This is a genomic window from uncultured Agrobacterium sp. (genome assembly GCA_913777615.1).
GTDB lineage: Bacteria > Pseudomonadota > Alphaproteobacteria > Rhizobiales > Rhizobiaceae > Agrobacterium.
Window position 1 is genome coordinate 358,470 of record CAJYTK010000011.1, and the last position, 22,140, is coordinate 380,609.

Below are 22,140 nucleotides of genomic sequence, written 5' to 3' on the forward strand. Positions count from 1 at the left end.
GGAACGAGATGATATTGGAGACGAGATATGAGCGGAACGGATAACCCTTACGGAGCCTCTCTTGGAGGACATATGACCGCTTCGGCAAATTTCGGCGGTGGCTCATCCGGCTCTCAAGGCTCCCACGTCAAAGATACGACGACGGCGAATTTCTCCAAGGATGTGATGGACGAATCGCGACGGCAGCCAGTCCTGGTGGATTTCTGGGCGCCGTGGTGCGGACCGTGCAAGCAATTGACCCCCGTGCTTGAAAAAGTGGTCAATGAGGCCGGTGGGCGCGTCAAGCTGGTGAAGCTCAACATAGACGACCATCCGACCATTCCAGGTCAATTGGGCATTCAGTCGATTCCAGCCATTGTCGCCTTCGTCGATGGAAGACCCGTCGATGGCTTCATGGGTGCGGTGCCTGAAAGCCAGATCCTGCAATTCATCGAGAAGCTCGCAGGCCCTGCGGGTGATGATCAGAAGGCCGAGATCGAAGCAGCGCTCGCAGAGGCGAGGGAATTGCTGGAAGCCCAGGATTACCAGAATGCGGCGCAGTTGTTCGGCGCCGTGATGCAGGCCGACCCCGAGAACGCCGCCGCTGTCGCAGGCATTGCCGAATGCATGATCGCCGTCGGTCAGTACGAGCGCGCGGGCGAACTTTTGTCCTCGTTACCGGAAGAACTCGCCAAGGATGCTGCGGTGCAGGCTGCTTCGAAAAAGCTGGCGCAGTTCGACGAAGCTCGCAAACTTGGTGATCCCAACGCTTTGCAACAGGCACTCCAGCTGAACCCAGATGACCATGCATCGCGATTGAAGCTTGCAAAGATTTTGAATGCCCAGGGTAAGCGTGAAGAGGCCGTCGAGGAACTGCTGACCATTATGCGCAAGGATCGTACATTTGAGGACGATGCGGCACGCAAGCAGCTTGTCGAATTTTTCGAGATCTGGGGGTTCAAGGACCCGGCGAGCATTTCCGGCCGCAGGAAACTGTCCTCGATACTCTTTTCCTAACCACGTCTTGCGCTTTAACCAACCGCTCCTCATCTACAGGGGAGCGGGAACGATAAGACATAAGGAAGCCTCCGATGCATGTCGGAAATGCGAGATATCTGAAAGCCAGCGACCTACCTGATACTATTCCTGTTTTTCCCCTGTCCGGTGTTCTGTTATTGCCGGAAGGACATCTGCCGCTGAACATTTTCGAGCCGCGCTATCTGGCGATGTTCGACGCTGCCATTGCGAGCCATAGGCTGATCGGAATGGTTCAACCAGCCCTTCAGTCGCAGGACCCGGGAGCAGACGGCAGCGCATTGAGCCCCATCGGCTGTATCGGGCGCATCACCTCCTTCTCCGAAACCGGCGACGGGCGCTATATCGTTTCGCTTACCGGCGTCTGCCGCTTCAGGCTTATTGATGAGGTGGATAAGGGTTTGCCCTACCGCGTTTTCAAGCAGGCTCCCTTCATTGCAGACCTGTCCGGTGAGGATGGCGAGGGAGACATCGATCGCGCCAATCTCTTACGTGTCTTCCGCAATTTTCTGGAATCGAACCAATTGGAAGCGGATTGGGACAGTGTCGAACGCGCCGGAAATCAGGTGCTGGTCAACTCCCTTTCGATGATGTCTCCATTTGGACCGGCGGAAAAGCAAGCGCTGCTCGAAGCGCCCGATCTTAAATCGCGCGCAGATGCGCTGATCGCAATTATGGAAATCGTTCTCGCTCAAGGCGGCATGGACGGCGGGACCGTTTTGCAATGAGCCCCGCGCATGGATGAGAAGCTGAGCAAGGTCGATCCGAAACTCCTTGATCTGCTGGTCTGCCCGCTCACCAAAGGCAGACTGGCCTATGATCGCGAGCACCACGAACTGATCTCCGAAAGCGCCAAGCTTGCATACCCAATTCGCGACGGCGTGCCGATCATGTTGATTTCAGAAGCCCGCAAGATCGAGGACTGACGCTTCCTGCCCGCAGGCGCGGCGTCAGATGACTCATGTCGTCGTTCTCCTTGTTTTAACGGCTTATACGCATGGCTCCTTCCTGCACTATTTCGGTTTCGGATATCCCGCAAGACACGTGAACGAATAGCGGCTAAGAGGCTGTTTTGGCAGGCGTTTTCATTAGAGGCCACATTCCGAGTGCCCTGCTCTGAGGCCTCATCGTCTTTTCAGTATTGAATAGTCGCGGCCTGCGGAGGCGAAGATCGCGGCAGGCGATAGCGACTGAGCTGGCGCGAGCGCCAAAGCGATAGACGAGCCGCGGCAGATTATCGGACTTCATCGGGATGTGGCGGAAGGAACTCTCATATTCCCCACGCGTTCGATCGAGGACACATGGCGCTGCCCAAAGATGAGGAGCCTCTAAAATGGAAGACAAAAAGGCACGCGAGACAATTGAAGAAAAAGACACACCGAGCGGGAAGAACAATGATCTCCCGACCGCGGGTCCACACGCCAAAAAGCACCTGACGGATAAAAGCAAGACACCGGGCGCGGGGTCTTTGCCGGAAGAAGACGATAGCGTCAATCCCGGTTCCGGCTGACCGCACCTCTACCTAAAAAAGAGTGCCTCAAGCAGAAGTGCTCTTTTTTCCCAATCACTACCCCGCAACAGTTCGACCTCGTATCGGGCATCATTTTGACGAGCAGCAGCTCACGACTCATGCATGAGTGGTGAGAAATATGTCGTTTTATTTAACCTTTTTTCAGAACTTGCTTGCAAAAGTCGTCACTGAGGAAAACCGAAGTGAAACAAATACATAATTCGAGAAAAGGTTTCATAAAGACATGTTCATCGATAGAGTTCTGGCGCGATTCAAAATCCAGACTAAAGTTATCGTCTTCATCGCGCCGTTTATTCTAAGTATTCTCGCAGTCGGTCTTTCAGGTCTTTACACATCCAAGCTGCTTCAAGGGCGCATGGATATCTCGAATACGACCCTGCAATCCTTGACGGGTTTCAAGAACGTTTATGAAAGCATGACCTCTTTTCTTCACAACACAACGGAAGAAACGCGGAAAGGGCTTCACCGCCAAGTTGATGAACAGATTGCCTTTCTCAAAATGACCGGTGATGGCAACGATCCGGCCATTCTCGATGCTATTAGCAGAACCTCCCTTGTCGGTGTCCAAGTGGACGAACTCTGGACCTTTCACCAGAAGGAAGAGGCGCTCCGATCGCAAATGAACGCCGATATGGCAGCCGTAACGAAGGAGCTTTCCGGACTTCTGGCCAATGCGACCAATATGCGCAGCACACTGGAAACGGACGAAACCAAAGCGAAAAACATGTTGCGAGAGGCGGACAAGCTCGTTCGCGGCGCGACTTTCATTGCCGCGATGGTCACCGAGTTCAACAAGCGGACCGTACCGGAGGAAAAGATTGCCGTCATACGCGACGCAATCGACCAGCTGGAAGCAACGGCAAAGGCCCTGTCCACAATCGCGGTCGCAGATCAGAAGCTCGTCATCGATCAGATCGCCGACAATGTGAAACAGATCCGCCAGCAAGTGGATATCGGTGTCGTGAATGACGCGACGCTTGGAACGATCGATCAGGCCATCAACATGATGCGCCCCTCAACGATCCGTCTCCAGGGCTTTGCAACCGTCAAGTCTCGTCAGGCAACCGAAATGTTCGGCCAGTTGGATGGCAAGATGGAGGCTGCCGCCAAATTTCTGGATGCAGCGCGCCAGATCGGCGAAGACGCGAAGAACATGCAGCTTGATATGGCAGGCTTTACCGCAGCGCCCACAAAGGATGGGTTGGAACGGGTCCGCGATATGGCGTTTCGCCTCAGCGTGTCCGCGGGGACCATGATTTCTGATACGACCATGTCGGAAAGCGCACGCAAAAGCGCGACACGGATCGACGCGCTCTCAGGGCAGCTCGACAAAAATGCCGGCGAGCTGTTGACCATGGTCGACAAGCGCAAAGCCGCTTTTGCCAAGGCAAGCGGTGAGATTGGCCATATCTGGCAACAACTGACTGGATTTGCCGAGTCCCAGCGTCTGGCCGCTGACACCGAGCGCAACAAGGCAAACGGCATTTCGATTTCGGCCATGGTGACTGGCATTCTGGTTGCCATCTTCGCCGGCATCGGTCTGGTGCTGACTTTCAAGGGGCCGATCCTAACCATTGTCAACGCCATGAAACGTCTTGCCACTGGCGACGTCAATGTCGCTGTAAACGGCAATAATCGCCATGACGAAATCGGCGAGATGGCCCGTGCCCTGGAAGTCTTTAAGGAAAATGCGACGCAACGTATGCGGCTTGAAGCCCAGACAGAAGAACAACGAGCTGCTGCAGAGGCGGAGCGGCAGATGAACGATGCCGAGCGTAAAGAGCTCGACCGTCAGATCCAGGTCGCGGTGTCTGCACTCGCAGAGGGACTGAAGCGGCTTTCGGCTGGCGACATCTCCACCATGATCGACACGCCCTTTTCCGGCCATCTGGAGCAATTGCGTCTCGACTTCAACCAGTCCATGCAAAGGCTGCGCCAGACCATTGGCGGCATCCAGGACAATGTCGGAACCATCCAGATCAACGTACAGCAGATGTCGGCCTCAACGCTCGACCTTTCTAGGCGTACCGAACGCCAGGCCGCCTCGCTAGAAGAAACCGCTGCAGCAGTGGATGAGCTCAACTCCAATATGCGTAACGCGGTGGAACGCGCCCGCCAGGCAAACGGTATCGTGGACGACACCCGCCGCCATACGGATGATTCTCTGACAATCGTCCAAAGTGCGGTGGCCGCGATGGAGCGGATCGAGGCAGCGTCGCAGACGATCGGCAACATCATCGAGGTCATCGATTCCATCTCCTTCCAGACCAATCTGCTGGCGCTGAATGCAGGCGTGGAAGCCGCGCGCGCCGGAGAGGCCGGCAAGGGCTTTGCCGTCGTGGCACATGAGGTGCGTGAACTGGCGCAACGCTCGGCCTCTGCTGCGAAAGAAATTCGCCAGCTCGTGGCCGTTTCGACGCAGGAAGTCTCGGCGGGCTCGAACCTTGTCAATCAGACGGGTGAAGCCCTGGCAAAAATCGGCGTCCGGATTTCGGAAGTCGCCGATCAGGTGCATCAGATCACCCAGTCCACTCAGGACCAGGCGGTGGTGCTCCAGCAAATCAACGGCTCTGTTGGAGAGGTGGATGTCCTCACCCAGCAGAATGCCGCCATGGTAGAAGAAACGAGCGCCGCAACGCAGCAACTCAACACCGAGACAGACCAGTTGCTGCAATTGCTGCAGCAGTTCCGCGTGACGAAGGACAGTGCTGCAACCCGTTACGCAGCCTGATTCCAACAGAGCAGGCCTTCTACAACAGGTCCGGTCATTCGGTCGGACCTATGCGTTTGTAGAAGAAGGTCGTGTCGCAGTAACGTCCATCGGGGAAGAGTGCGAAATCTGGGATGCCGCCGGCGCGTTGCCAGCCGAAGCGCGGATAGATGGCTTCGGCCTCGCTGCCTGTTGCCGTATCCAGCACGAGAAGCGTCCGACCAAGGCCTGCCGCCTCCGCTTCCACATGCGCCATCAATTGGCGTGACAGACCAAGACCACGGGCTGTTCGATGGATCAGCAGCTTCATCACGTCACCCCGGTGAGGCTGGTTGGGCTTGGTGGCAAGACCCACCTGAACCGTGCCAACCACTTTCCCACCGCGTTCTGCCACCGCATGGAGTGTCGTGCCACGGCCCACCGCTTCTGCAACATCCTGCCAGAAGCTGCACGCGTCGTCCGGCCCGAATGGCAGCATAAAGCCGATAGAGGCTCCGCCATTGACGCAGTCCGACAGGACTTCGCAAAGATCCGGCAGGGCATCGAGTGTCTCCTGGCGGTCTAAAAGCCGGATGTTTATAATATTCTCTTCCATCATATGCGCTTTCTCTGGTCCAGCACGACGGCATAGCGAGCGGGACTATCGGACGGATTGTGAAAAATGTGGCCCTCCCCAACGGGCATGAAGAGGCAGTCACCCGGCTCTAGCCGGTAGGTCTGCTCTCCAAGCGTCATGTGGAGTGCGCCCTCGAACAGCCAGACATATTGGGTCATGCCCTTGCTGGCCGGGTGGGGTGGGAAGCTGACGCGCGCGGATGCGGGTAACGAAACTTCGACGATATCGACATCCGAGCCAGTACGGGGCGGCGAGATGGCGCGGCGGACATAACCGGTTTCCGGATCTTTCCACGTCGGCTGATCGCTTCTTTTTACCAGCGGTGATGGCGGCGCCTCGCCTTCGGCGAAAAACTGCGACAGAGACAGGCCGAGTGCGGCGCAGATGCGCGCAAGCAATGATGCCGTAGGGCTCGCCTCGCCTCTTTCGATGCGGGATATCATGGCGCGGCTCACGCCGGACGCCGTCGCAAGTCCATCGAGCGTCAGTCCACTTTGCTCTCGCAGAAGCCTGAGCCTTGCGGCGATTACCGGTTCAAGCGGGTCACTTTGATTTTCCATGATAAGAGAATATTCGATCTTATAATGGAGTCAATGGACAAAAATGAAGCCGGGGCGCATCGCGCACTCCGGCTTCCTTACTGTTGATCAGACGCTTGCCCGTTCGACTTGCGGCTGCGCACTCTGCTCATTGAGCCTGACATCGATCCGCTTGCCGGTCTCCTTGTCGAAGAAATGCAGCCTTCCGGGATTGATGGTGAGCGCGAAGATTTCCGGAAGCTGCAGTTCGGCGGAAAGCGCCACCGTGAGCGGCTGATCGCCAACCACGCCATGCACCAGCCGCTGCGAGCCGAGTTCCTCGACATAATCGAGACGGAACGGCAAGGCTGGCTCATCACCATTTGCGATGTGCAGATCTTCCGCCCGAATTCCGACCGTCACCGGGCCGGAGGTCGGCGCAACACCATTCAACGACAAGACAGCAGGACCGATCGCCAGACGATCACCATGCAGTTCGCCAGACAGAAGGTTCATCGCAGGAGAACCGATGAAGCTTGCGACAAAGGTGGAGGCGGGCGTGTGATAGACATCGAGCGGCGCACCGATCTGTTCGATGCGTCCCGCATTCAGAACCACGAGACGATCCGCCAGCGTCATGGCTTCCAACTGGTCATGCGTGACATAGATGGAGGTGGTGCCAAGGCGGCGTTGCAGCCGCTTGATTTCCCCGCGCATCGAGACGCGCAGCTTGGCATCGAGGTTCGAGAGCGGTTCATCGAAGAGAAAGGCCGCAGGCTTGCGCACAATGGCACGACCCATGGCAACACGTTGACGCTGCCCGCCGGAGAGAGCCCGCGGTTTGCGCTCCAGATAAGGCTCCAGTTGCAGCATCCGCGCTGCTTCCGCCACGCGAGCATCGATCTCCGCCTTCGGCGTCTTCCGGTTCTTCAGACCGTATTCGAGATTTTCGCGCACCGACATATGCGGGTAGAGCGCGTAGTTCTGGAACACCATGGCGATGTCACGATCGGCAGGCTCCACATTGTTGACGACACGGCTTCCGATGCTAACCGTCCCCTCGGAGATTTCTTCCAAGCCCGCTACCATGCGCAGAAGTGTGGATTTGCCACAGCCGGACGGGCCGACCAGCACAATGAACTCCCCATCCTTGATTGCGATATCCACATCGTGGACGGCGCGCATGCCGTTTGAATAATCCTTGCAGATCTGACGGATGTCGATCTCGGCCATTGTCGGTATCCTTTATTTGTCGCTTTCGGTAAGGCCCTTGATGAACCAGCTCTGGAAGATGACGACGATCATCACCGGAGGCAGCATGGCGAGAACTGCGAGCGCGAAAGCCTCGTTGTAATCGGGAATTTGCGAACCGACCCAGACTTGCAGGATCGACTTGATGCCACGCATCAGCGTGAAGAACCTCTCATCATTGGTCATCAGCATGGGCCAGAGATACTGGTTCCAGCCATAAACGAACATGATGATGAAGATGGCCGCCACCATCGTGCGCGACAGAGGGATCAACACGTCGATGAAGAACTTGATCGGCCCGGCACCATCGATGCGGGCAGCCTCCAGCAACTCGTCGGGCACAGACTTGAAGAACTGGCGGAAGTAGAAAGTACCGGTGGCAGAGGCCAGAAGAGGCACGATCAGGCCAGTGTAGGAGTTGAGCAGCCCCAGTTTGCTCATCACCTCGTAGGACGGCATGATGCGGACCTCGAGCGGCAAAAGCAGCGTGGTGAAGATGATCCAGAAGGCGAGCGTTGCAAAGCGGAAGCGGAAGTAGACGATAGCATAGGCCGCCATCATCGACAGAACGATCTTGCCGACTGCAAAGCCTATACCGAGGATCAACGAGTTCATCACCATGTTGAACCCGGTCACCTGGCCGGTGAAGCCGCCTTTCTGTGTCAGCACCTTTTCATAAGTACCGACGAAATTATCGCCAGGCGTTAGCGCCAATCCGTTCATGTGGATTTCGGCTGCGGTATGGGTGGATGTCATGAAGGCAACGATGACCGGCAGAACCAGAAACAGCGAGCCGAGGATCAGCACCAGATGGTCGAGAGGCTTGGTCTTATACATGGGTCAACACCTCAACCGTAATGAATGCGTTTTTCGAGGAAGCGGAATTGCAGGACGGTCAGAACGAAAACGACCACCATCAGGATGACGGACTGCGCCGATGAGCCGCCGATATCGTTGCCGCGGAAACCATCGAGAAACACCTTGTAGACAAGAGTGATCGGGTTATTGGCCGCCTTGTCCTTCACCATCACGTCGATCACGCCGAAGGTGTCGAACAGGGCATAGGTAACGTTGATGATCAGCAGGAAGAAGGCCGTGGGCGCAAGAAGAGGCATGATCACGGTCCAGAAGCGGCGAAAGCCGGAGCGGCAATCAAGATAGGCCGCTTCGCGCACGGAGACTGGAACACTCTGGAGACCAGACAGAAAGAAGATGAAGTTATATGGGATCTGCTTCCATACGGAGACGAACACCATAGCGAAGGCCGTGTCGAAATAGTTGACGCCCACCTGCATGTGCCAGCCGAAGAAGGCTGCAATTTTGACGAAGGGGCCGATATGCTGATCGAAGAACATCATGCCGATCAGGCCCGCGACCGGAGGCGCGATGGCGTATACCGAAATCAGCAGCGTCTTGTAGGCCGACGCCCCGCGGATCACCGTATCCGCCTTGACCGCGAGCAACAGTCCAATGGCGAGTGAAAACACAGTGACGAGGATGGTAAAGATGCCGGTGAATTTGGCGATGTTCAGATACTCCGCGCTGAACAGCGCGTCGGAGTAGTTCGAAAGCCCGACGAATGTCGATCCGAAACCGAACGGGTCCTCGATGTAAAAAGAGGACTGCACCGCCTGCACGGACGGCCAATAGAAGAAAACGAAAATGACCAGGAGTTGCGGCGCCAAAAAGAGGTAAGGCAGTAGCGACGAGGAAAATTGGACGCGCTTGGCCGTCTCGGTCGCTACGACCGGCTTTTTTGCTTTTGCAACAGGACCGGGGAGCGCCTGTGTAGCGCTCGGTTGGATGGGAGCGTAGGTCACGTTCGCAAACCTTCTTTGGTTATGGCCGGACTTCAACAAACAGGTCGGCCCGCGAATTTGGCAAAAAGCGCTGTAGTCTCGGGTTTCTGTCACCTCCATCCCACCCGCGATAACGAGTATGCCGGTCGGTGCTCGGGTCAGGTCCCCGAATAACTGAGGTTTTGACGCTTTCTAAAACACTGGAACGGGCCTCTCCTCGCGATGAGGAAAGGCCCATCCAGCGCATGGCTTGAGTGATCAGCCAGCGGTTTTGGCGAAACGGGCCAGAAGGTCGTTGCCTTCCTTCTCAATGATGTTGAAGGCGTCCTTCACGGAAACTTCGCCGGAGAAGATACGGCCATATTCACGTTCCATAATGGCGCGGATCTGCGGGTAAAAGCCGAGGCGATAACCCTTGGACCACTCGCCGCCTGGAAGCGACAGCTGCTTGATGCCGACTTCGGCAACAGGCTGCTTCTCGTAATAGCCTTCCTTCTTTGCCAGCTCATAAGCTGCCTTGGTGATGGCCACGTAGCCGGTTGCTTCATGGTAGAACTTCTGAATTTCAGGCGAAGTCAGGAACTGGAAGAAGTCGGCCACGCACTTATTTTCAGCTTCAGGCTTACCGGACATGGCAAACAGGGCTGCGCCGCCGATGAAGGAGTTGGTGCCAGCGCCCTTGATTGCGCCCCAGTAGGGCAAGAACGTTGCCGAGAAAGGCATCTGCGCCGTCTTCTGCAGACCGCCAAAGGAACCGGACGAACCGATCCAGAGAGCGACCTTGTTTTCTTCGAACGGCTTCTGGTTGTCGTTCCAGCCGGCACCGTAATAAGCGAAGTAACCCTGATCCTTCCAGGACTTCAGCTTTTCGAACATCATGATCAGGTTCGGGTCGGTGACCTTGAGCTTGGTATCGACGACGCTGTCATAGCCATTGTTGTTGGTGGCGAACTGGATGTTGTTGCGCGAGAAGAAGTTTTCGGTGAACTCCCAGGTCAGCTGCGACTGGACGAGCGGGATGAAGCCGGCTTCCTTGAGCTTTGGCGCAATCGCTTCGAACTCTTCCCAGGTCTTTGGCGCCTCGACACCGGCCTTCTTCAGGGCGTCGGTATTGATGTACATGATCGGAGCGGAAGAGTTGAACGGCATGCCGACGAACTTTCCGTCGGTTGCTGCATAGAAATAGCGAACGCCAGGGATGAAGGCTTCGCGATCAAACGTGTAGCCTGCCTTGGTGATGATGTCTTCCGCCGGGACTACAGCGCCCTTGGCGTTGATGATGGTTGCAGCACCGGCATCGAAAACCTGAAGAATGTTCGGCTGTTCGCCGGAGCGGAAGGCAGCGATACCGCTGGCCAGCGCTTCTTCGTAAGATCCTTTGGAAACGGGCGTCAACGAGCAGGCGCTCTGTGCGGCATTGAACTTCTGCGCGACCTCATTGATGACTTCGCCATTACGGCCACCCATGCCATGCCAGAAGGTGATGTTGGTTGCCGCCATGGAAGACGTTGCGGAAACGCTGAAGGCCATAACGGCCATTGAAATTTTCTTGATCATCTTTTCGATCCTCTACCGCCCTTGCTGGGTGAGGATGCGAATAGGGGCCTTCCATGACGCGAATTTTACAGTTTCATTTCAGATTTGTTACGAAAAGCCGATGATGATTGTGCTTCAGCAACCAGCAGCCACCTGAGGTAGATCATTGCCGACCTGTCGGGCGAGCGGGGTTGCCGGCAACGATGTCACCGGCTACCACGCTCTTCGTCACGACCGCGCCCGCCCCGACAATCGCACCCTCGCCAATGGTTATACCGGGCAGAATGATGGCGCCGCCGCCGATCCAGACATCCTTGCCGATCGTGACCGGCCTTGCTCTCTCGATACCCTGCCCGCGCAGAGTGACATCGCGGTGGTGATCCGCGCAGTAGATGTGGACGCCGGGACCGAGCATCGAGCCGGTGCCGATGTCGACGGAAGCGGAATCTAGGATTGTACAGCCTGCGTTGAGATAGACCCTCTCCCCGAGGCTGATATTGAAACCGTAGCTGCAATGAAATGGCGCTTCGATGAAGGCACTTCCGCTAGCCGACTGCAAAAGCGCAAGCAGCATGGGCGCTATTGCCCCGCGCTCGTCGGGTGGCAGGGTGTTGTGCTGATGAACGGCGACGCGGGCTTTCATGCGCAAGTTCCCTAATGCACTGTCGAGACAGCTGTACCAATCACCAGCCGCCATCTTTTCGCGTTCACTCGACATGGACGTATCCTCTAAAAGGCATCGATGAAATGAACCGGTAGCCGCCGTGGAAGAACAGCAACAATATCGAAGCGAAGAGAAAGACGATGGGAATCGCGGCGTCGGCTCAGCCAAAGATCCGCGGCGGCCCGAATCCGCCTCTGCGAGCTCGCACCGACAGCATCCACCGCACCCTTTTCCAGCTTGCGGGCCTTCACCTCGATGAAGGCGATCACATCCTTTCGCCGGGCGATCAGATCGATCTCGCCGAGCGGGGTGCGATATCGAAGCGCCAGAATGCGATAGCCTTTCAGCATGAGATAGAGTGCTGCCCAATACTCGGCGGCATGACCGCGCTTTTCGGCCCGGCGTCGTTTCACATGCCGCGCATCAGCCGCCATTGCTGTCCTTCATGTCCAGGAGCCGCTGATAGAGTTCCTTGCGCGGCAAGCCGGTCAGCTTCGACGCCTCGGCTGCAGCCCTGGCCGCCGGCATGGTGGACACCAGATCCTTCAACAGTTTTTCGACATCCTCAATATCGGGTATCTCGTCATAGGATGGCGGCTCAACGAGGAGCACGATCTCACCCTTCACGGTGCGGTCTTCGTCATAATATTCCGCAAGCTCGCCCAAAGTCCCGCGACGAAACTCCTCGAATGTCTTGGTCAGTTCGCGACAAACGACTGCGCGACGCTCGCGACCAAGCACCTCCGCCGCGACACGAACGGATGCGCCGATGCGGTGCGGAGATTCGAAGAAGATCAAGGTTGCCGGAATTTTTGAAAGCTCGGCCAAGCGGTCGCGCTTGCCGCGATCCTTGACCGGCAGGAAGCCAGCGAACAAGAAGGAATCGCTCGGCATGCCCGATCCGACGAGAGCAGCAAGCGGCGCAGACGCGCCAGGGATCGGCACGACGCGATAACCGGCTTCGAGCGCCAACTGTCCAAGCCGATATCCGGGATCTGAAACGAGCGGCGTTCCAGCATCCGACACCAGCGCCACCGACTTTCCGGCCTCCAGAGCCGCGATCAGCTTTGGCCCCGCCTCTTGCGCATTATGCTCATGATAGGCATAGGGCCGATTGCGGATTCCATACCGTTCCAGAAGAATGCGGGTGACGCGCGTGTCTTCGCAGGCGAGAACGTCGGCCGCACTCAGGGTTTCCAGCGCACGCAGAGTAATGTCACCCAGATTGCCAATAGGCGTGGCAACAAGATAGAGAGCATTCTCCAATGGCCGCGCCGGAACCGAAACGCCGGCGATACGGAAGCTCTTGCCCGAAGGCATGTCCGTCTGGTCATCTATCGTTTCGTCTGCCACGGCCAGTTCCAATCCATTCCGGTATTCTCTTTAAGCACTTATGGGCAATAGGCGGCGGCGGAACAAGCTCAAGATGTCACTCTTATCTGTGGATCACGAGCGATAGCGCTGAATTGGAACTGCGCGCGCATCCTCGCCTCTTGCATTTTGCACGATAACTCTGCCATTTTGCCTGTCCCATTGTCCGGCATCAGGCCGGGAAAGACTATCTTGCCGATCCGGCGCCGCCGGATCGCAACGGTTGAAAGCGGTAGCGTCCATGCGTATTACTCTCGAGCGGTCCAACCTTTTGAAGTCGCTGAACCACGTGCATCGTGTGGTTGAACGGCGCAACACCATCCCGATCCTGTCAAACGTTCTGCTGCGCGCATCCGGCGCCAATCTGGACATGAAGGCGACCGACCTTGACCTCGAAGTCACGGAAGCAACGCCCGCCATGGTGGAGCAGGCTGGCGCCACAACGGTCCCGGCACATCTGCTTTATGAAATCGTCCGCAAACTTCCGGATGGTTCGGAGGTGCTTTTGGCTACCAACCCCGATGGCTCTTCGATGACGGTGGCGTCAGGACGCTCGAAGTTCTCGCTTCAGTGCCTGCCGGAGGCGGATTTCCCAGACCTGACCGCTGGCACGTTCACACATAGCTTCAAGCTGAAGGCGACCGATCTCAAGATGCTGATCGATCGCACGCAGTTTGCCATTTCGACCGAAGAAACACGCTACTACCTCAACGGCATCTTCTTCCACACGATCGAAAGCGGCGGCGATCTGAAGCTGCGCGCAGTCGCGACCGACGGCCACCGCCTGGCGCGTGCAGACGTGGATGCGCCTTCGGGTTCTGAAGGCATGCCGGGCATCATCATTCCGCGCAAGACTGTGGGCGAGTTGCAAAAGCTCGTCGACAATCCTGAGCTTGAAGTCGCAGTCGAAGTGTCCGACGCCAAGATCCGCCTGACCATCGGCGATATCGTCATGACCTCGAAGCTCATCGACGGTACCTTCCCGGACTACCAGCGCGTGATCCCGACCGGAAACGACAAGGAAATGCGCGTCGATTGCAGCAGTTTTGCCAAGGCTGTAGACCGCGTCTCGACCATTTCGTCGGAACGTGGACGTGCGGTCAAGCTCGCCTTGACCGATGGACAACTTACGCTGACCGTCAACAACCCGGATTCGGGAAGTGCTACGGAAGAAGTGGCCGTTGGCTACGAAAACGATCCGATGGAAATTGGCTTCAACGCCAAGTATCTCCTTGACATCACAGCGCAATTATCCGGCGAAGATGCAATTTTCCTGCTGGCTGACGCTGGCTCTCCCACGCTGGTGCGAGACACTGCGGGAGACGACGCGCTCTATGTCCTGATGCCGATGCGCGTCTAAGACGACAATCCTGAATGAAGCCGGCGGAATTTTCCTCCGGCTTTTTTTGGCTCTATCGATATGAACAATTTTTCCATAAGCGACATTTCCATTTTGATCTGCGTCATGCGAGACAAGATGTCGCCATAGTTTCAACAAATGGTGTTTTGACGACAAATAAGGGGACAAGACATGGGACTGAGCCTGAAAGAACGCTTCGGCCGGAAATTCGAGGAAGAAATCCGCTTCTTCAAGGGGATGGTCAATCAGCCGAAAAAAGTCGGCGCGATCGTCCCGACCTCCGGCATCACCGCACGGAGGATGGCAAGTGTCGTCAACCCTCACTCAGGTCTACCCGTTCTTGAACTTGGACCCGGAACCGGTGTCATCACTAAAGCCATCCTCGGTCGTGGTCTCAGGCCCGATCAGGTGACGGCGATCGAGTATTCAACGGATTTTTATCAGCAGCTTTTGCGCAGCTATCCCGGCGTGAATTTCATCAATGGCGACGCCTTTGACCTGGACAAGACGCTTGGCGACGAGAAGGACCAGATGTTCGACTGCGTGATTTCCGCCGTTCCCATGCTGAACTTTCCGATGGCTGCCAGAATCAAGCTTCTGGACGAACTGCTGAACCGCATTCCATCCGGTCGCCCCGTCGTGCAGATTTCCTACGGCCCGGTTTCACCGATTGTCGCGCAGCCTCACCTCTACCATATCCGCCATTTTGACTTTGTCGTGCGCAACATTCCGCCAGCGCAATTGTGGACCTATACCCGCACCTAGTCTAACGTCGGTGCCATGTACGCACTTTACATCACCCACCCGCAGGTCCGCATCGATCCGAAAGTTCCCGTTCCGGAATGGGGACTATCGGACATAGGAGCAGAGCGAGCCCGAAGAGCTTTCTCGCAGCCTTGGGTCCGAGACTTGCGCCGAATTGTCAGCAGCACCGAAACCAAAGCGATCGAGACTGCACAATATCTTGGCCGCACCAGCGGTCTTGACGTTGAACACGTTGAGGCGATCTACGAAAACGATCGCAGCGCGACCGGTTTTCTTCCGCCCGACCTCTTCGAGAAGGCCGCCGATTGGTTCTTCGCCCATCCGCATGCTAGCTACAAAGGCTGGGAAACCGCGGCTGACGCGCAGGCCCGCATCGTAAAAGCTGTCGAGACGGTGCTGGCCGATCACGACCCCAGCCAGCCCATCGCCTTTGTCGGCCATGGCGCGGTCGGAACACTGCTGAAAAGTCACCTTAGCCATGACGTCATCCGACGCAACGGCGACCAGCCGCCCGGCGGCGGCAATCTTTTCAGATTCGATCTTGCGGACCGGAAAGTGACATGCGACTGGACGCCCATTGAAAACTGGCAGGGGTAAAGATGATGACCACGAACGAGCGCCTGATCGTTGGCCTGGATGTTCCAACCGTCAAGGAGGCTGAATCGATCGTCACCGCCATCGGCGACGACGTCATTTTCTACAAGATTGGCTATCAGTTGGTCTTTGCCGGTGGACTGGATTTTGCCCGCGAACTTGCCCAAAGCGGCAAGAAAATCTTCCTCGACATGAAGCTCCTGGATATCGACAACACGGTCGCCTCCGGCGTCGAAAACATTGCCAAGATGGGCATGTCCATGTTGACCCTGCACGCCTATCCGAAGGCCATGCGCGCGGCTGTCGCTGCCGCCAAGGGCTCGGATCTCACGCTTCTCGGCGTTACGGTTCTGACATCCATGGATGATGCCGATCTGACGGAGGCAGGTTATCAGGGTGACGCCCGGTCGCTCGTTCTCAAACGTGCCGAACAGGCAAGAGAAGCCGGCATGGGCGGCATCGTCTGCTCCGCCGAGGAATCGTCAGCCGTTCGCGACATCCTTGGGCCTGACATGGCGGTCGTAACGCCAGGCATTCGCCCAAGCGGTGCAGACGCCGGAGACCAGAAGCGTGTCGTCACGCCGTCCGACGCCATCCAGGGCGGATCGAGCCACTTGGTCGTTGGACGTCCTATCGTCAAGGCGGCCGATCCGAAGGCTGCCGCACGGGCCATTCTGGACGAAATGCTGCGCGCCAGCTTTCCGGCCAATCGATAAAGCCAACCAGCAGCGTTTGAAGGATTGAGTCATGACCAAAGCCTACTGGATCGCCCGTGTGGATGTTCGCGACGCCGAACGCTATAAGGATTATGTTTCGACAGCCAAGCCCGCCTTCGAACGTTACGGTGCAAAGTTCATTGCTCGCGGCGGCGCATTCACGGAACTTGAAGGACAGGCTCGCGCCCGCAATGTGGTGATAGAATTTCCGTCCATGCAGCACGCGGTTGATTGCTACAACTCCGAGGAATACCAAGCCGCAGCCAAAATTCGCCAGCAAGTGGCGGATGCGGAAATGGTCGTCGTCGAGGGAATTTGACGTATTCCACGATCGCACGCAGGTCCCTTTCTGCTCGACGCTGTTCTCTCTTCCCGTACGCCCGGCTTTCGGCTAAGACACCAGAATATATCCATTAACGCTTCGCAGGAGCCGTCCCATGCCCTTGGCCAACCTTCCTCCACTCGTCACCGTTTTTGGCGGCTCGGGCTTTGTCGGGCGGCATGTGGTTCGCACGCTGGCAAAGCGGGGTTATCGGATCCGCGTTGCCGTTCGCCGTCCGGATCTTGCAGGGTTTTTGCAGCCGCTTGGTAATGTCGGTCAGATTTCCTTTGCCCAGGCGAACCTGCGCTACAAGGACTCCATCGTTCGCGCCGTCGAAGATGCCGATCACGTCGTCAATTGCGTTGGTCTGTTGTTCGAAAGCGGTCGCAATACGTTTGATGCCGTTCAGGAATTCGGTGCGCGCGCCGTTGCAGAAGCGGCAAAGGCCGCAGGTGCGACGCTCACTCATATCTCGGCGATCGGCGCCGACGCGGAGTCCTCTATTGGCTACGCCCGCACCAAAGGCCGCGCGGAAGCCGCAATCCGCTCTGTTCTTCCGGAAGCCATCGTTCTGCGCCCATCCATCGTCTTCGGTCCCGAAGACGACTTTTTCAACAAGTTCGCCGGTATGGCGCGCACTCTGCCCTTCCTGCCCCTGATCGGTGGCGGCAAGACCAGGTTTCAGCCGGTCTATGTCGAGGACGTGGCCGAAGCCGTGGCCCGCAGCGTCGATGGTCAATTGAAGCCCGGCGCTACTTACGAGCTTGGCGGCCAGGACGTATTGACCTTCCGTCAATGTCTTGAGGCAGTGCTGCAAGCAACCTACCGCGAACGCCCGATGATCAACCTGCCCTTTGGCATTGCATCCATGATGGGCTCGGTGGCCTCCCTCATTCCGCTCATTAAGCCTCCCTTCACCTCCGATCAGATTGCTCTGTTGAAGAACGACAATGTCGTGTCCGCTGAGGCGGAAAAAGCCGGGCTCACTCTGGAAGGAATGGGCATCACGCCTGTTCGCATCACCTCGGTGCTCTCTACCTATCTGGTCAGCTACCGCCCTCACGGCCAATTCAGCAATGCCGGGAAGGCTGCCTGAGGTCTTTTTTCGGCGTACTGCAACCAAAGATTACCCTGACCGTTATGATCCCGATGGCGCGGCGGCGTGACAACCGCAGCCGCGTTTGATGGTTTGGGGGAATGTCGCGACAACGCGTGGGGAACGCCGCAAGCGTGGCACAAGGGCAACGGTGAAAAACTCTTCACATTAACCCGGTGTTCAGCAAGCTGAGTTATTGGTACACGCCACACTCACGACACATCCTCCATCGAACAACCAAACGGCGGCACGACCGCTCGTATTTTAATTTTGAAAGGCAATGAGAAATGGGCAGGTCTATCGCACTCTTTTTTGCGTGTGCGGCATTGGTTGTTCTGGCAGGTTCATTCATGGCGCCGGGCACGGTGGCCGCAGGCAAGACCGGTTGCTCGCCGGCCTATGGGGTTGACCCATGCGCAACGAGCTCCATCTCGGCCCAGTGATATTTGATGGCCCCAAGGCCATACGACAAAAATGACCAAGCGCCCGGAGGCGAATCCAGGGCGCTTTTTTATTGCAGTCGCTCAAAAACGCTCGAAAGTTATCCCTGCAATGCAGCATTAAAGTTCCGTTAAAATGGCTGCGACTATTATTTCAAGCAGGGGCCGCACTTTGAGCTTTTTTCGGCCACAAACAAGCAACCACAAGAAACACAAACCCTGAGCGCAAATGCCAACTCTTTATCACTCTTCCATGTCGACGGCATCACGCTTCGTCCGGCTGATCCTCGCAGAATATGGCTTTCAGATCGATCTTGTCGAGGAACAACCTTGGGAGAAGAGGAGGGAGTTTCTGGCGCTCAACCCGGCTGGCACTTTACCAGTTTACCTAGACGACAATATGCGCTCGCTCTGTGGACCTTACGTGCTGGCGGAGTTCCTGGATGAAGCCCACGGAGTGCTCAAGCGCGATAGACGACTGCTTGCGGAAGAGCCTTTTCAGCGCGCCGAAATTCGACGGCTGACGGAATGGTTTCTACAGAAGATGGAAAACGACGTGACGAAGCCTCTGGTGCGGGAGCGCGTTTATAAACTGCAGATGACGGCGGCCCAAGGTGGCGGGCCGCCAGACTCGAAACTGCTGCGTACTGCGCGCTCGAACATTCGCCAGCATATGAAATATCTTGAGTGGCTTGCCGGTTCTCGCACATGGATCGCCGGTGATCGGCTGAGCTATAGCGATCTCGCCGCCGCCGCATCGGTTTCCATTCTCGATTATCTCGGCGAGATCAACTGGCTCGAAGCGCCGATAGCCAAGGAATGGTACCAGCGGGTCAAGTCGCGCCCATCCTTCCGTCCTCTGCTGGCAGAGCGGGTACCGCGTCTTGCACCCTCTTCCCATTATGCCGATCTCGATTTCTAATCCTGCCACCACACATTATATATGACGTGGACGCTGGCGCTGCGCCGGCATCTTTCGCAGGAGAGAAGCAATCGACACGGTCTTGCAGAAGCAGGAACTGCGCGCCCGCAAGCTGACGGATTTCGTTCGCGCGGAAGCGACGGCGCTCGGCTTCGATCTCTGTCGGATAACCTCGCCAGATGCCATTCCGCTCGCCCCTGAACGGCTGCGCGAATTCCTGGAAAGCGGTTTCCACGGCACGATGGGCTGGATGGCCGAGACGGAAGAGCGCCGTGCTTCTCCCAGGACGCTTTGGGGCGATGTCCGCTCCGTTGTCATGTTCGGTTTGAATTATGGACCGAATGAAGACCCGCGCGGCATCCTCGAAAAGCCGGACAAGGCCGCAATCTCCGTCTACGCCCGCAATCGCGATTATCACGATGTGATCAAAGGCCGGTTAAAGGAGATCGCCACGCGCTTTGCGGCTCGCGCTGACGAGAATGTTAAGGTGTTCGTCGATACCGCACCGGTGATGGAAAAGCCGTTGGCGGCTGCGGCCGGGCTTGGCTGGCAGGGTAAGCACACCAATCTCGTCAGCCGCGCATTCGGCTCCTGGTTGTTTCTCGGCAGCATGTTCACCACGGCGCGGCTCTGTCTGGATGATCCTGAAAAGGATCACTGCGGCTCCTGCCGTGCCTGTCTCGACTCCTGCCCGACAAACGCCTTTCCGGCGCCCTACAAACTGGATGCGCGGCGCTGTATCTCCTATCTGACCATCGAACATAAGGGGCCGATCGCTCACGAATTCAGGCCGATGATCGGAAATCGCATCTACGGCTGCGACGACTGTCTGGCCGCCTGTCCCTGGAATAAATTTGCCGCCAGTGCCTCCGAAATGAAGGTGCAGGCCCGGGACGATCTGAAAGAACCGTCGATTGGCTTTCTCCTGGAATTGGACGACGCCGCGTTTCGGACCTTTTTCAGCGGATCGCCGGTCAAGCGTATCGGTCGCAACCGCTTCATCCGCAACGTTCTGATCGCCGCTGGAAATTCAAAAGATCGACGCTTCATCGAGCAATGCCAGAGGCTGAGCGCAGACGCGTCGCCCGAGGTACGAGGTATGGCAGTATGGGCGCTCTCGCAGTTGATGGACACGCAAAGTTTCCACGCTTACGCTGCGGCGCGCGCAACCGAAGACGATTCGGACGTGCGAGATGAATGGCGCATGGCAGGAGCATAGATGTCGCAGCTGATGATTTTCGGAGCCGGATATTCCGGCAAAGCCATCGCGAAAAGTCTTCAGGATACCATTGGCCGTATTTGCGGCACCACCCGTAGCGCAGAGCACGCCCAGAAGCTTCTGTCCCTTGGCATCTCGCCATTCATTTTCGACGGCGACACACTGAGCGAGACTTTGCGCAGGGAACTCGCGACAGTTACCCACCTTATCCAATCCATTGCTCCTGGCAAGACGGGTGATCCGCTCCTGCGGATCTGTTCCGGTGACCTGAAATCCCTCATGCCGCAACTCCAATGGGTGGCCTATCTTTCAACCGTTGGGGTTTACGGCAACCACGATGGCGCCTGGGTCGATGAGGAAACGCCGTGCAAGCCGGTGTCGGCACGGTCGCTGGAGCGCGTGCAGGCAGAGCAGGCGTGGCAAATGGCAAGCGATGGTGCAGACGCGCCTCTCAGCATTCTTCGCCTGTCTGGCATCTACGGCCCAGGTCGCAACGGCTTTATCAATCTGGAGAAAGGCACTGCCCGACGTCTGATCAAGCCTGGACAGGTCTTCAATCGCATCCGTGTCGAGGATATCGGCGCAGCGACGGCATTCCTCATTTCGCAAAATGTGGGTGGCATCTTTAACGTGACGGACGACGAACCGGCTCCGCCGCAGGATGTCGTAACCTTTGCCGCCAAGATGATGGGGATTGCCCCGCCGCCCGAGCAAGCCTTCGAAACTGCTGAACTGAGCGCCATGGCGCGCTCTTTCTACGGTGAGAACAAGCGGGTATCGAACAGGAAACTTCGCGACATGGGTTACGCGTTTCACTACCCCGATTACCGTCTGGCGCTTCGCCAATTGTGGGAAAGCGGCAGCTGGAAAGATGAATAAACGTTCATCTTTGATAAGGTGAAAAATTCATCCTGAAGCCCTTTCGGGGAAGTTTATCATCGCCGAATTCATATTTAACCTTTTATTAATCTGCAAATTTAGGAGAATTTTTCAGCTTTTAGAAAATTATTTCACATGTCTTTTGTGAACTGTGCAGTAAATACCCGTTTTCGCAAAGGCGTTCTGCTTGCGAGTTGATTCTAAAGAAATTTTTCCGGAATCATAGACGGCTATCTAAAACCGTCAAACAGCCCAATGATCACAAATGTTACAGTCTGTAACACTTCGTGATTGGAAGAAGGCAAGTTTTTGCCATTTTTGCGCGGCCCTACACTCCTCGCAATTCATTCGGCGCGGGGCCGAGTATCAGGGAAGCACAGTTTGACGACTATCCGACGCATGACTATCGCGGCAGCAACTATTGCCGCCTGCTGTTTTATCGCTCCTCTTCAAGCCAATGCCGGTAATGGTTGCGGCGGCGCATCTTGGTATGCTCTGACCTCCAAGACTGCTTCCGGCGAGAGGATGAATCCTTCCAATCTGACGGCAGCCCATCGCTCCTTGCGGTTCGGCACCAAGGTCAAGGTCACCAATGCACGCAATGGCAAGGCTGTCGTGGTTCGCATCAATGACCGAGGCCCCTTCATCAAGGGTCGCGTTCTCGACCTGTCCAAGGCGGCAGCCAAAAACCTCGGCATGGTAAGCTCCGGCACCGCCAAGGTTTGCTACGAAGTCATGGCCTCCAATTAAGGTTTGTGTTTCGCAAGACCGCGTTACGGTTTTAACGTGGACCAAGCTCTGACTTTCCGAAGAGGTT

At 56.8% G+C, this 22,140-nt stretch carries 24 protein-coding genes; 15 read left to right on the top strand and 9 right to left on the bottom strand.

The genetic code is table 11. The annotated features are described in order from the left end of the window. The first annotated feature begins 27 nt into the window (after positions 1-27). From trxA to QZ862_RS10760, 5 genes are all read left to right on the top strand, one after another. Positions 28-996 carry a thioredoxin gene (trxA, locus tag QZ862_RS10740; RefSeq protein WP_296086282.1) on the top strand — a complete coding sequence of 323 codons (969 nt, stop codon included), beginning with the start codon at positions 28-30 and terminating at the stop codon, positions 994-996. A gap of 74 nt (positions 997-1,070) precedes the next feature. Next, positions 1,071-1,742, top strand: coding sequence for an LON peptidase substrate-binding domain-containing protein (locus QZ862_RS10745; protein ID WP_296099738.1), 672 nt, complete (start codon positions 1,071-1,073; stop codon positions 1,740-1,742). Between the two features lie 9 nt (positions 1,743-1,751). Then, positions 1,752-1,940 (top strand): Trm112 family protein, encoded by a 189-nt coding sequence (locus QZ862_RS10750; protein ID WP_296021511.1) that lies wholly within the window; start codon positions 1,752-1,754, stop codon positions 1,938-1,940. 407 nt (positions 1,941-2,347) lie between these two features. Continuing rightward, complete coding sequence (locus QZ862_RS10755; RefSeq protein ID WP_296099741.1) at positions 2,348-2,524, top strand: hypothetical protein; 177 nt, start codon at positions 2,348-2,350, stop codon at positions 2,522-2,524. Between the two features lie 244 nt (positions 2,525-2,768). Beyond that, positions 2,769-5,276 carry a HAMP domain-containing methyl-accepting chemotaxis protein gene (locus tag QZ862_RS10760; protein WP_296099746.1) on the top strand — a complete coding sequence of 836 codons (2,508 nt, stop codon included), beginning with the start codon at positions 2,769-2,771 and terminating at the stop codon, positions 5,274-5,276. Between the two features lie 34 nt (positions 5,277-5,310). Here QZ862_RS10760 and QZ862_RS10765 read toward each other — a convergent pair whose 3' ends face one another. The 9 genes from QZ862_RS10765 to rsmI all read right to left on the bottom strand — a co-directional run bounded on the left by QZ862_RS10765 (position 5,311) and on the right by rsmI (position 12,959). Continuing rightward, complete coding sequence (locus tag QZ862_RS10765) at positions 5,311-5,838, bottom strand: GNAT family N-acetyltransferase (RefSeq protein WP_296099892.1); 528 nt, start codon at positions 5,836-5,838, stop codon at positions 5,311-5,313. An 11-nt stretch (positions 5,839-5,849) separates the two neighbouring features. Further along, positions 5,850-6,431: an XRE family transcriptional regulator gene (locus tag QZ862_RS10770; protein WP_296099749.1), complete on the bottom strand. Its 582-nt coding sequence runs from the start codon at positions 6,429-6,431 to the stop codon at positions 5,850-5,852. 87 nt (positions 6,432-6,518) lie between these two features. Next, positions 6,519-7,622: a sn-glycerol-3-phosphate import ATP-binding protein UgpC gene (locus QZ862_RS10775; protein WP_296099751.1), complete on the bottom strand. Its 1,104-nt coding sequence runs from the start codon at positions 7,620-7,622 to the stop codon at positions 6,519-6,521. 12 nt (positions 7,623-7,634) lie between these two features. After that, positions 7,635-8,477: a sn-glycerol-3-phosphate ABC transporter permease UgpE gene (ugpE, locus tag QZ862_RS10780; protein ID WP_296021520.1), complete on the bottom strand. Its 843-nt coding sequence runs from the start codon at positions 8,475-8,477 to the stop codon at positions 7,635-7,637. An 11-nt stretch (positions 8,478-8,488) separates the two neighbouring features. Further along, positions 8,489-9,340 carry an ABC transporter permease subunit gene (locus QZ862_RS10785; RefSeq protein WP_296099893.1) on the bottom strand — a complete coding sequence of 284 codons (852 nt, stop codon included), beginning with the start codon at positions 9,338-9,340 and terminating at the stop codon, positions 8,489-8,491. 357 nt (positions 9,341-9,697) lie between these two features. Beyond that, the gene (locus QZ862_RS10790; RefSeq protein ID WP_296021522.1) at positions 9,698-10,996 is read right to left on the bottom strand and encodes an extracellular solute-binding protein; all 1,299 of its coding nucleotides are present in this window, start codon (positions 10,994-10,996) and stop codon (positions 9,698-9,700) included. 142 nt (positions 10,997-11,138) lie between these two features. Next, positions 11,139-11,693 carry a sugar O-acetyltransferase gene (locus QZ862_RS10795; RefSeq protein WP_296099753.1) on the bottom strand — a complete coding sequence of 185 codons (555 nt, stop codon included), beginning with the start codon at positions 11,691-11,693 and terminating at the stop codon, positions 11,139-11,141. 11 nt (positions 11,694-11,704) lie between these two features. Continuing rightward, positions 11,705-12,073 carry a YraN family protein gene (locus tag QZ862_RS10800; RefSeq protein WP_296021526.1) on the bottom strand — a complete coding sequence of 123 codons (369 nt, stop codon included), beginning with the start codon at positions 12,071-12,073 and terminating at the stop codon, positions 11,705-11,707. Beyond that, the gene (gene rsmI / locus QZ862_RS10805; RefSeq protein WP_296021561.1) at positions 12,063-12,959 is read right to left on the bottom strand and encodes a 16S rRNA (cytidine(1402)-2'-O)-methyltransferase; all 897 of its coding nucleotides are present in this window, start codon (positions 12,957-12,959) and stop codon (positions 12,063-12,065) included. The genes QZ862_RS10800 and rsmI overlap by 11 nt, the downstream gene beginning before the upstream one ends. A gap of 292 nt (positions 12,960-13,251) precedes the next feature. Here rsmI and dnaN point away from each other — a divergent pair, with 292 nt between their 5' ends. The 10 genes from dnaN (at position 13,252) to QZ862_RS10855 (ending at position 22,073) form a co-directional block, all read left to right on the top strand. Continuing rightward, positions 13,252-14,370: a DNA polymerase III subunit beta gene (gene dnaN, locus QZ862_RS10810; RefSeq protein ID WP_296099755.1), complete on the top strand. Its 1,119-nt coding sequence runs from the start codon at positions 13,252-13,254 to the stop codon at positions 14,368-14,370. 171 nt (positions 14,371-14,541) lie between these two features. Continuing rightward, complete coding sequence (gene pmtA / locus QZ862_RS10815; RefSeq protein ID WP_296099757.1) at positions 14,542-15,135, top strand: phospholipid N-methyltransferase PmtA; 594 nt, start codon at positions 14,542-14,544, stop codon at positions 15,133-15,135. Between the two features lie 15 nt (positions 15,136-15,150). Beyond that, a complete protein-coding gene (locus QZ862_RS10820) occupies positions 15,151-15,732 on the top strand; it encodes a histidine phosphatase family protein (RefSeq protein ID WP_296099759.1) in 582 nt (193 codons plus the stop codon). A 5-nt stretch (positions 15,733-15,737) separates the two neighbouring features. After that, complete coding sequence (gene pyrF / locus QZ862_RS10825) at positions 15,738-16,445, top strand: orotidine-5'-phosphate decarboxylase (protein WP_296021563.1); 708 nt, start codon at positions 15,738-15,740, stop codon at positions 16,443-16,445. 31 nt (positions 16,446-16,476) lie between these two features. Further along, on the top strand, positions 16,477-16,764 hold the full coding sequence (locus tag QZ862_RS10830; protein WP_296021534.1) for a DUF1330 domain-containing protein: 288 nt from the start codon (positions 16,477-16,479) through the stop codon (positions 16,762-16,764). A 118-nt stretch (positions 16,765-16,882) separates the two neighbouring features. Next, positions 16,883-17,863 carry a complex I NDUFA9 subunit family protein gene (locus tag QZ862_RS10835; RefSeq protein WP_296099760.1) on the top strand — a complete coding sequence of 327 codons (981 nt, stop codon included), beginning with the start codon at positions 16,883-16,885 and terminating at the stop codon, positions 17,861-17,863. Positions 17,864-18,532: 669 nt separating this feature from the next. After that, positions 18,533-19,225, top strand: a complete 693-nt coding sequence (locus tag QZ862_RS10840) for a glutathione S-transferase family protein (protein ID WP_296021539.1) — start codon at positions 18,533-18,535, stop codon at positions 19,223-19,225. Positions 19,226-19,307: 82 nt separating this feature from the next. Then, entirely contained in the window at positions 19,308-20,444 is a 1,137-nt protein-coding gene (gene queG / locus QZ862_RS10845; RefSeq protein ID WP_296099762.1) for a tRNA epoxyqueuosine(34) reductase QueG, read from the top strand. Beyond that, on the top strand, positions 20,445-21,323 hold the full coding sequence (locus tag QZ862_RS10850) for an SDR family NAD(P)-dependent oxidoreductase (protein WP_296099764.1): 879 nt from the start codon (positions 20,445-20,447) through the stop codon (positions 21,321-21,323). A gap of 381 nt (positions 21,324-21,704) precedes the next feature. Then, positions 21,705-22,073: a septal ring lytic transglycosylase RlpA family protein gene (locus tag QZ862_RS10855; RefSeq protein ID WP_296021545.1), complete on the top strand. Its 369-nt coding sequence runs from the start codon at positions 21,705-21,707 to the stop codon at positions 22,071-22,073. Positions 22,074-22,140: the final 67 nt, after the last annotated feature.

Coding starts and splice junctions, on each gene's coding strand:
- trxA (WP_296086282.1), top strand. CDS start 28: ATGAGCGGAACGGATAACCCTTACGGAGCCTCTCTTGGAGGACATATG.
- QZ862_RS10745 (WP_296099738.1), top strand. CDS start 1,071: ATGCATGTCGGAAATGCGAGATATCTGAAAGCCAGCGACCTACCTGAT.
- QZ862_RS10750 (WP_296021511.1), top strand. CDS start 1,752: ATGGATGAGAAGCTGAGCAAGGTCGATCCGAAACTCCTTGATCTGCTG.
- QZ862_RS10755 (WP_296099741.1), top strand. CDS start 2,348: ATGGAAGACAAAAAGGCACGCGAGACAATTGAAGAAAAAGACACACCG.
- QZ862_RS10760 (WP_296099746.1), top strand. CDS start 2,769: ATGTTCATCGATAGAGTTCTGGCGCGATTCAAAATCCAGACTAAAGTT.
- QZ862_RS10770 (WP_296099749.1), bottom strand. CDS start 6,431: ATGGAAAATCAAAGTGACCCGCTTGAACCGGTAATCGCCGCAAGGCTC.
- QZ862_RS10775 (WP_296099751.1), bottom strand. CDS start 7,622: ATGGCCGAGATCGACATCCGTCAGATCTGCAAGGATTATTCAAACGGC.
- ugpE (WP_296021520.1), bottom strand. CDS start 8,477: ATGTATAAGACCAAGCCTCTCGACCATCTGGTGCTGATCCTCGGCTCG.
- QZ862_RS10790 (WP_296021522.1), bottom strand. CDS start 10,996: ATGATCAAGAAAATTTCAATGGCCGTTATGGCCTTCAGCGTTTCCGCA.
- QZ862_RS10795 (WP_296099753.1), bottom strand. CDS start 11,693: ATGTCGAGTGAACGCGAAAAGATGGCGGCTGGTGATTGGTACAGCTGT.
- QZ862_RS10800 (WP_296021526.1), bottom strand. CDS start 12,073: ATGGCGGCTGATGCGCGGCATGTGAAACGACGCCGGGCCGAAAAGCGC.
- rsmI (WP_296021561.1), bottom strand. CDS start 12,959: ATGCCTTCGGGCAAGAGCTTCCGTATCGCCGGCGTTTCGGTTCCGGCG.
- dnaN (WP_296099755.1), top strand. CDS start 13,252: ATGCGTATTACTCTCGAGCGGTCCAACCTTTTGAAGTCGCTGAACCAC.
- pmtA (WP_296099757.1), top strand. CDS start 14,542: ATGGGACTGAGCCTGAAAGAACGCTTCGGCCGGAAATTCGAGGAAGAA.
- QZ862_RS10820 (WP_296099759.1), top strand. CDS start 15,151: ATGTACGCACTTTACATCACCCACCCGCAGGTCCGCATCGATCCGAAA.
- pyrF (WP_296021563.1), top strand. CDS start 15,738: ATGACCACGAACGAGCGCCTGATCGTTGGCCTGGATGTTCCAACCGTC.
- QZ862_RS10830 (WP_296021534.1), top strand. CDS start 16,477: ATGACCAAAGCCTACTGGATCGCCCGTGTGGATGTTCGCGACGCCGAA.
- QZ862_RS10835 (WP_296099760.1), top strand. CDS start 16,883: ATGCCCTTGGCCAACCTTCCTCCACTCGTCACCGTTTTTGGCGGCTCG.
- QZ862_RS10840 (WP_296021539.1), top strand. CDS start 18,533: ATGCCAACTCTTTATCACTCTTCCATGTCGACGGCATCACGCTTCGTC.
- QZ862_RS10850 (WP_296099764.1), top strand. CDS start 20,445: ATGTCGCAGCTGATGATTTTCGGAGCCGGATATTCCGGCAAAGCCATC.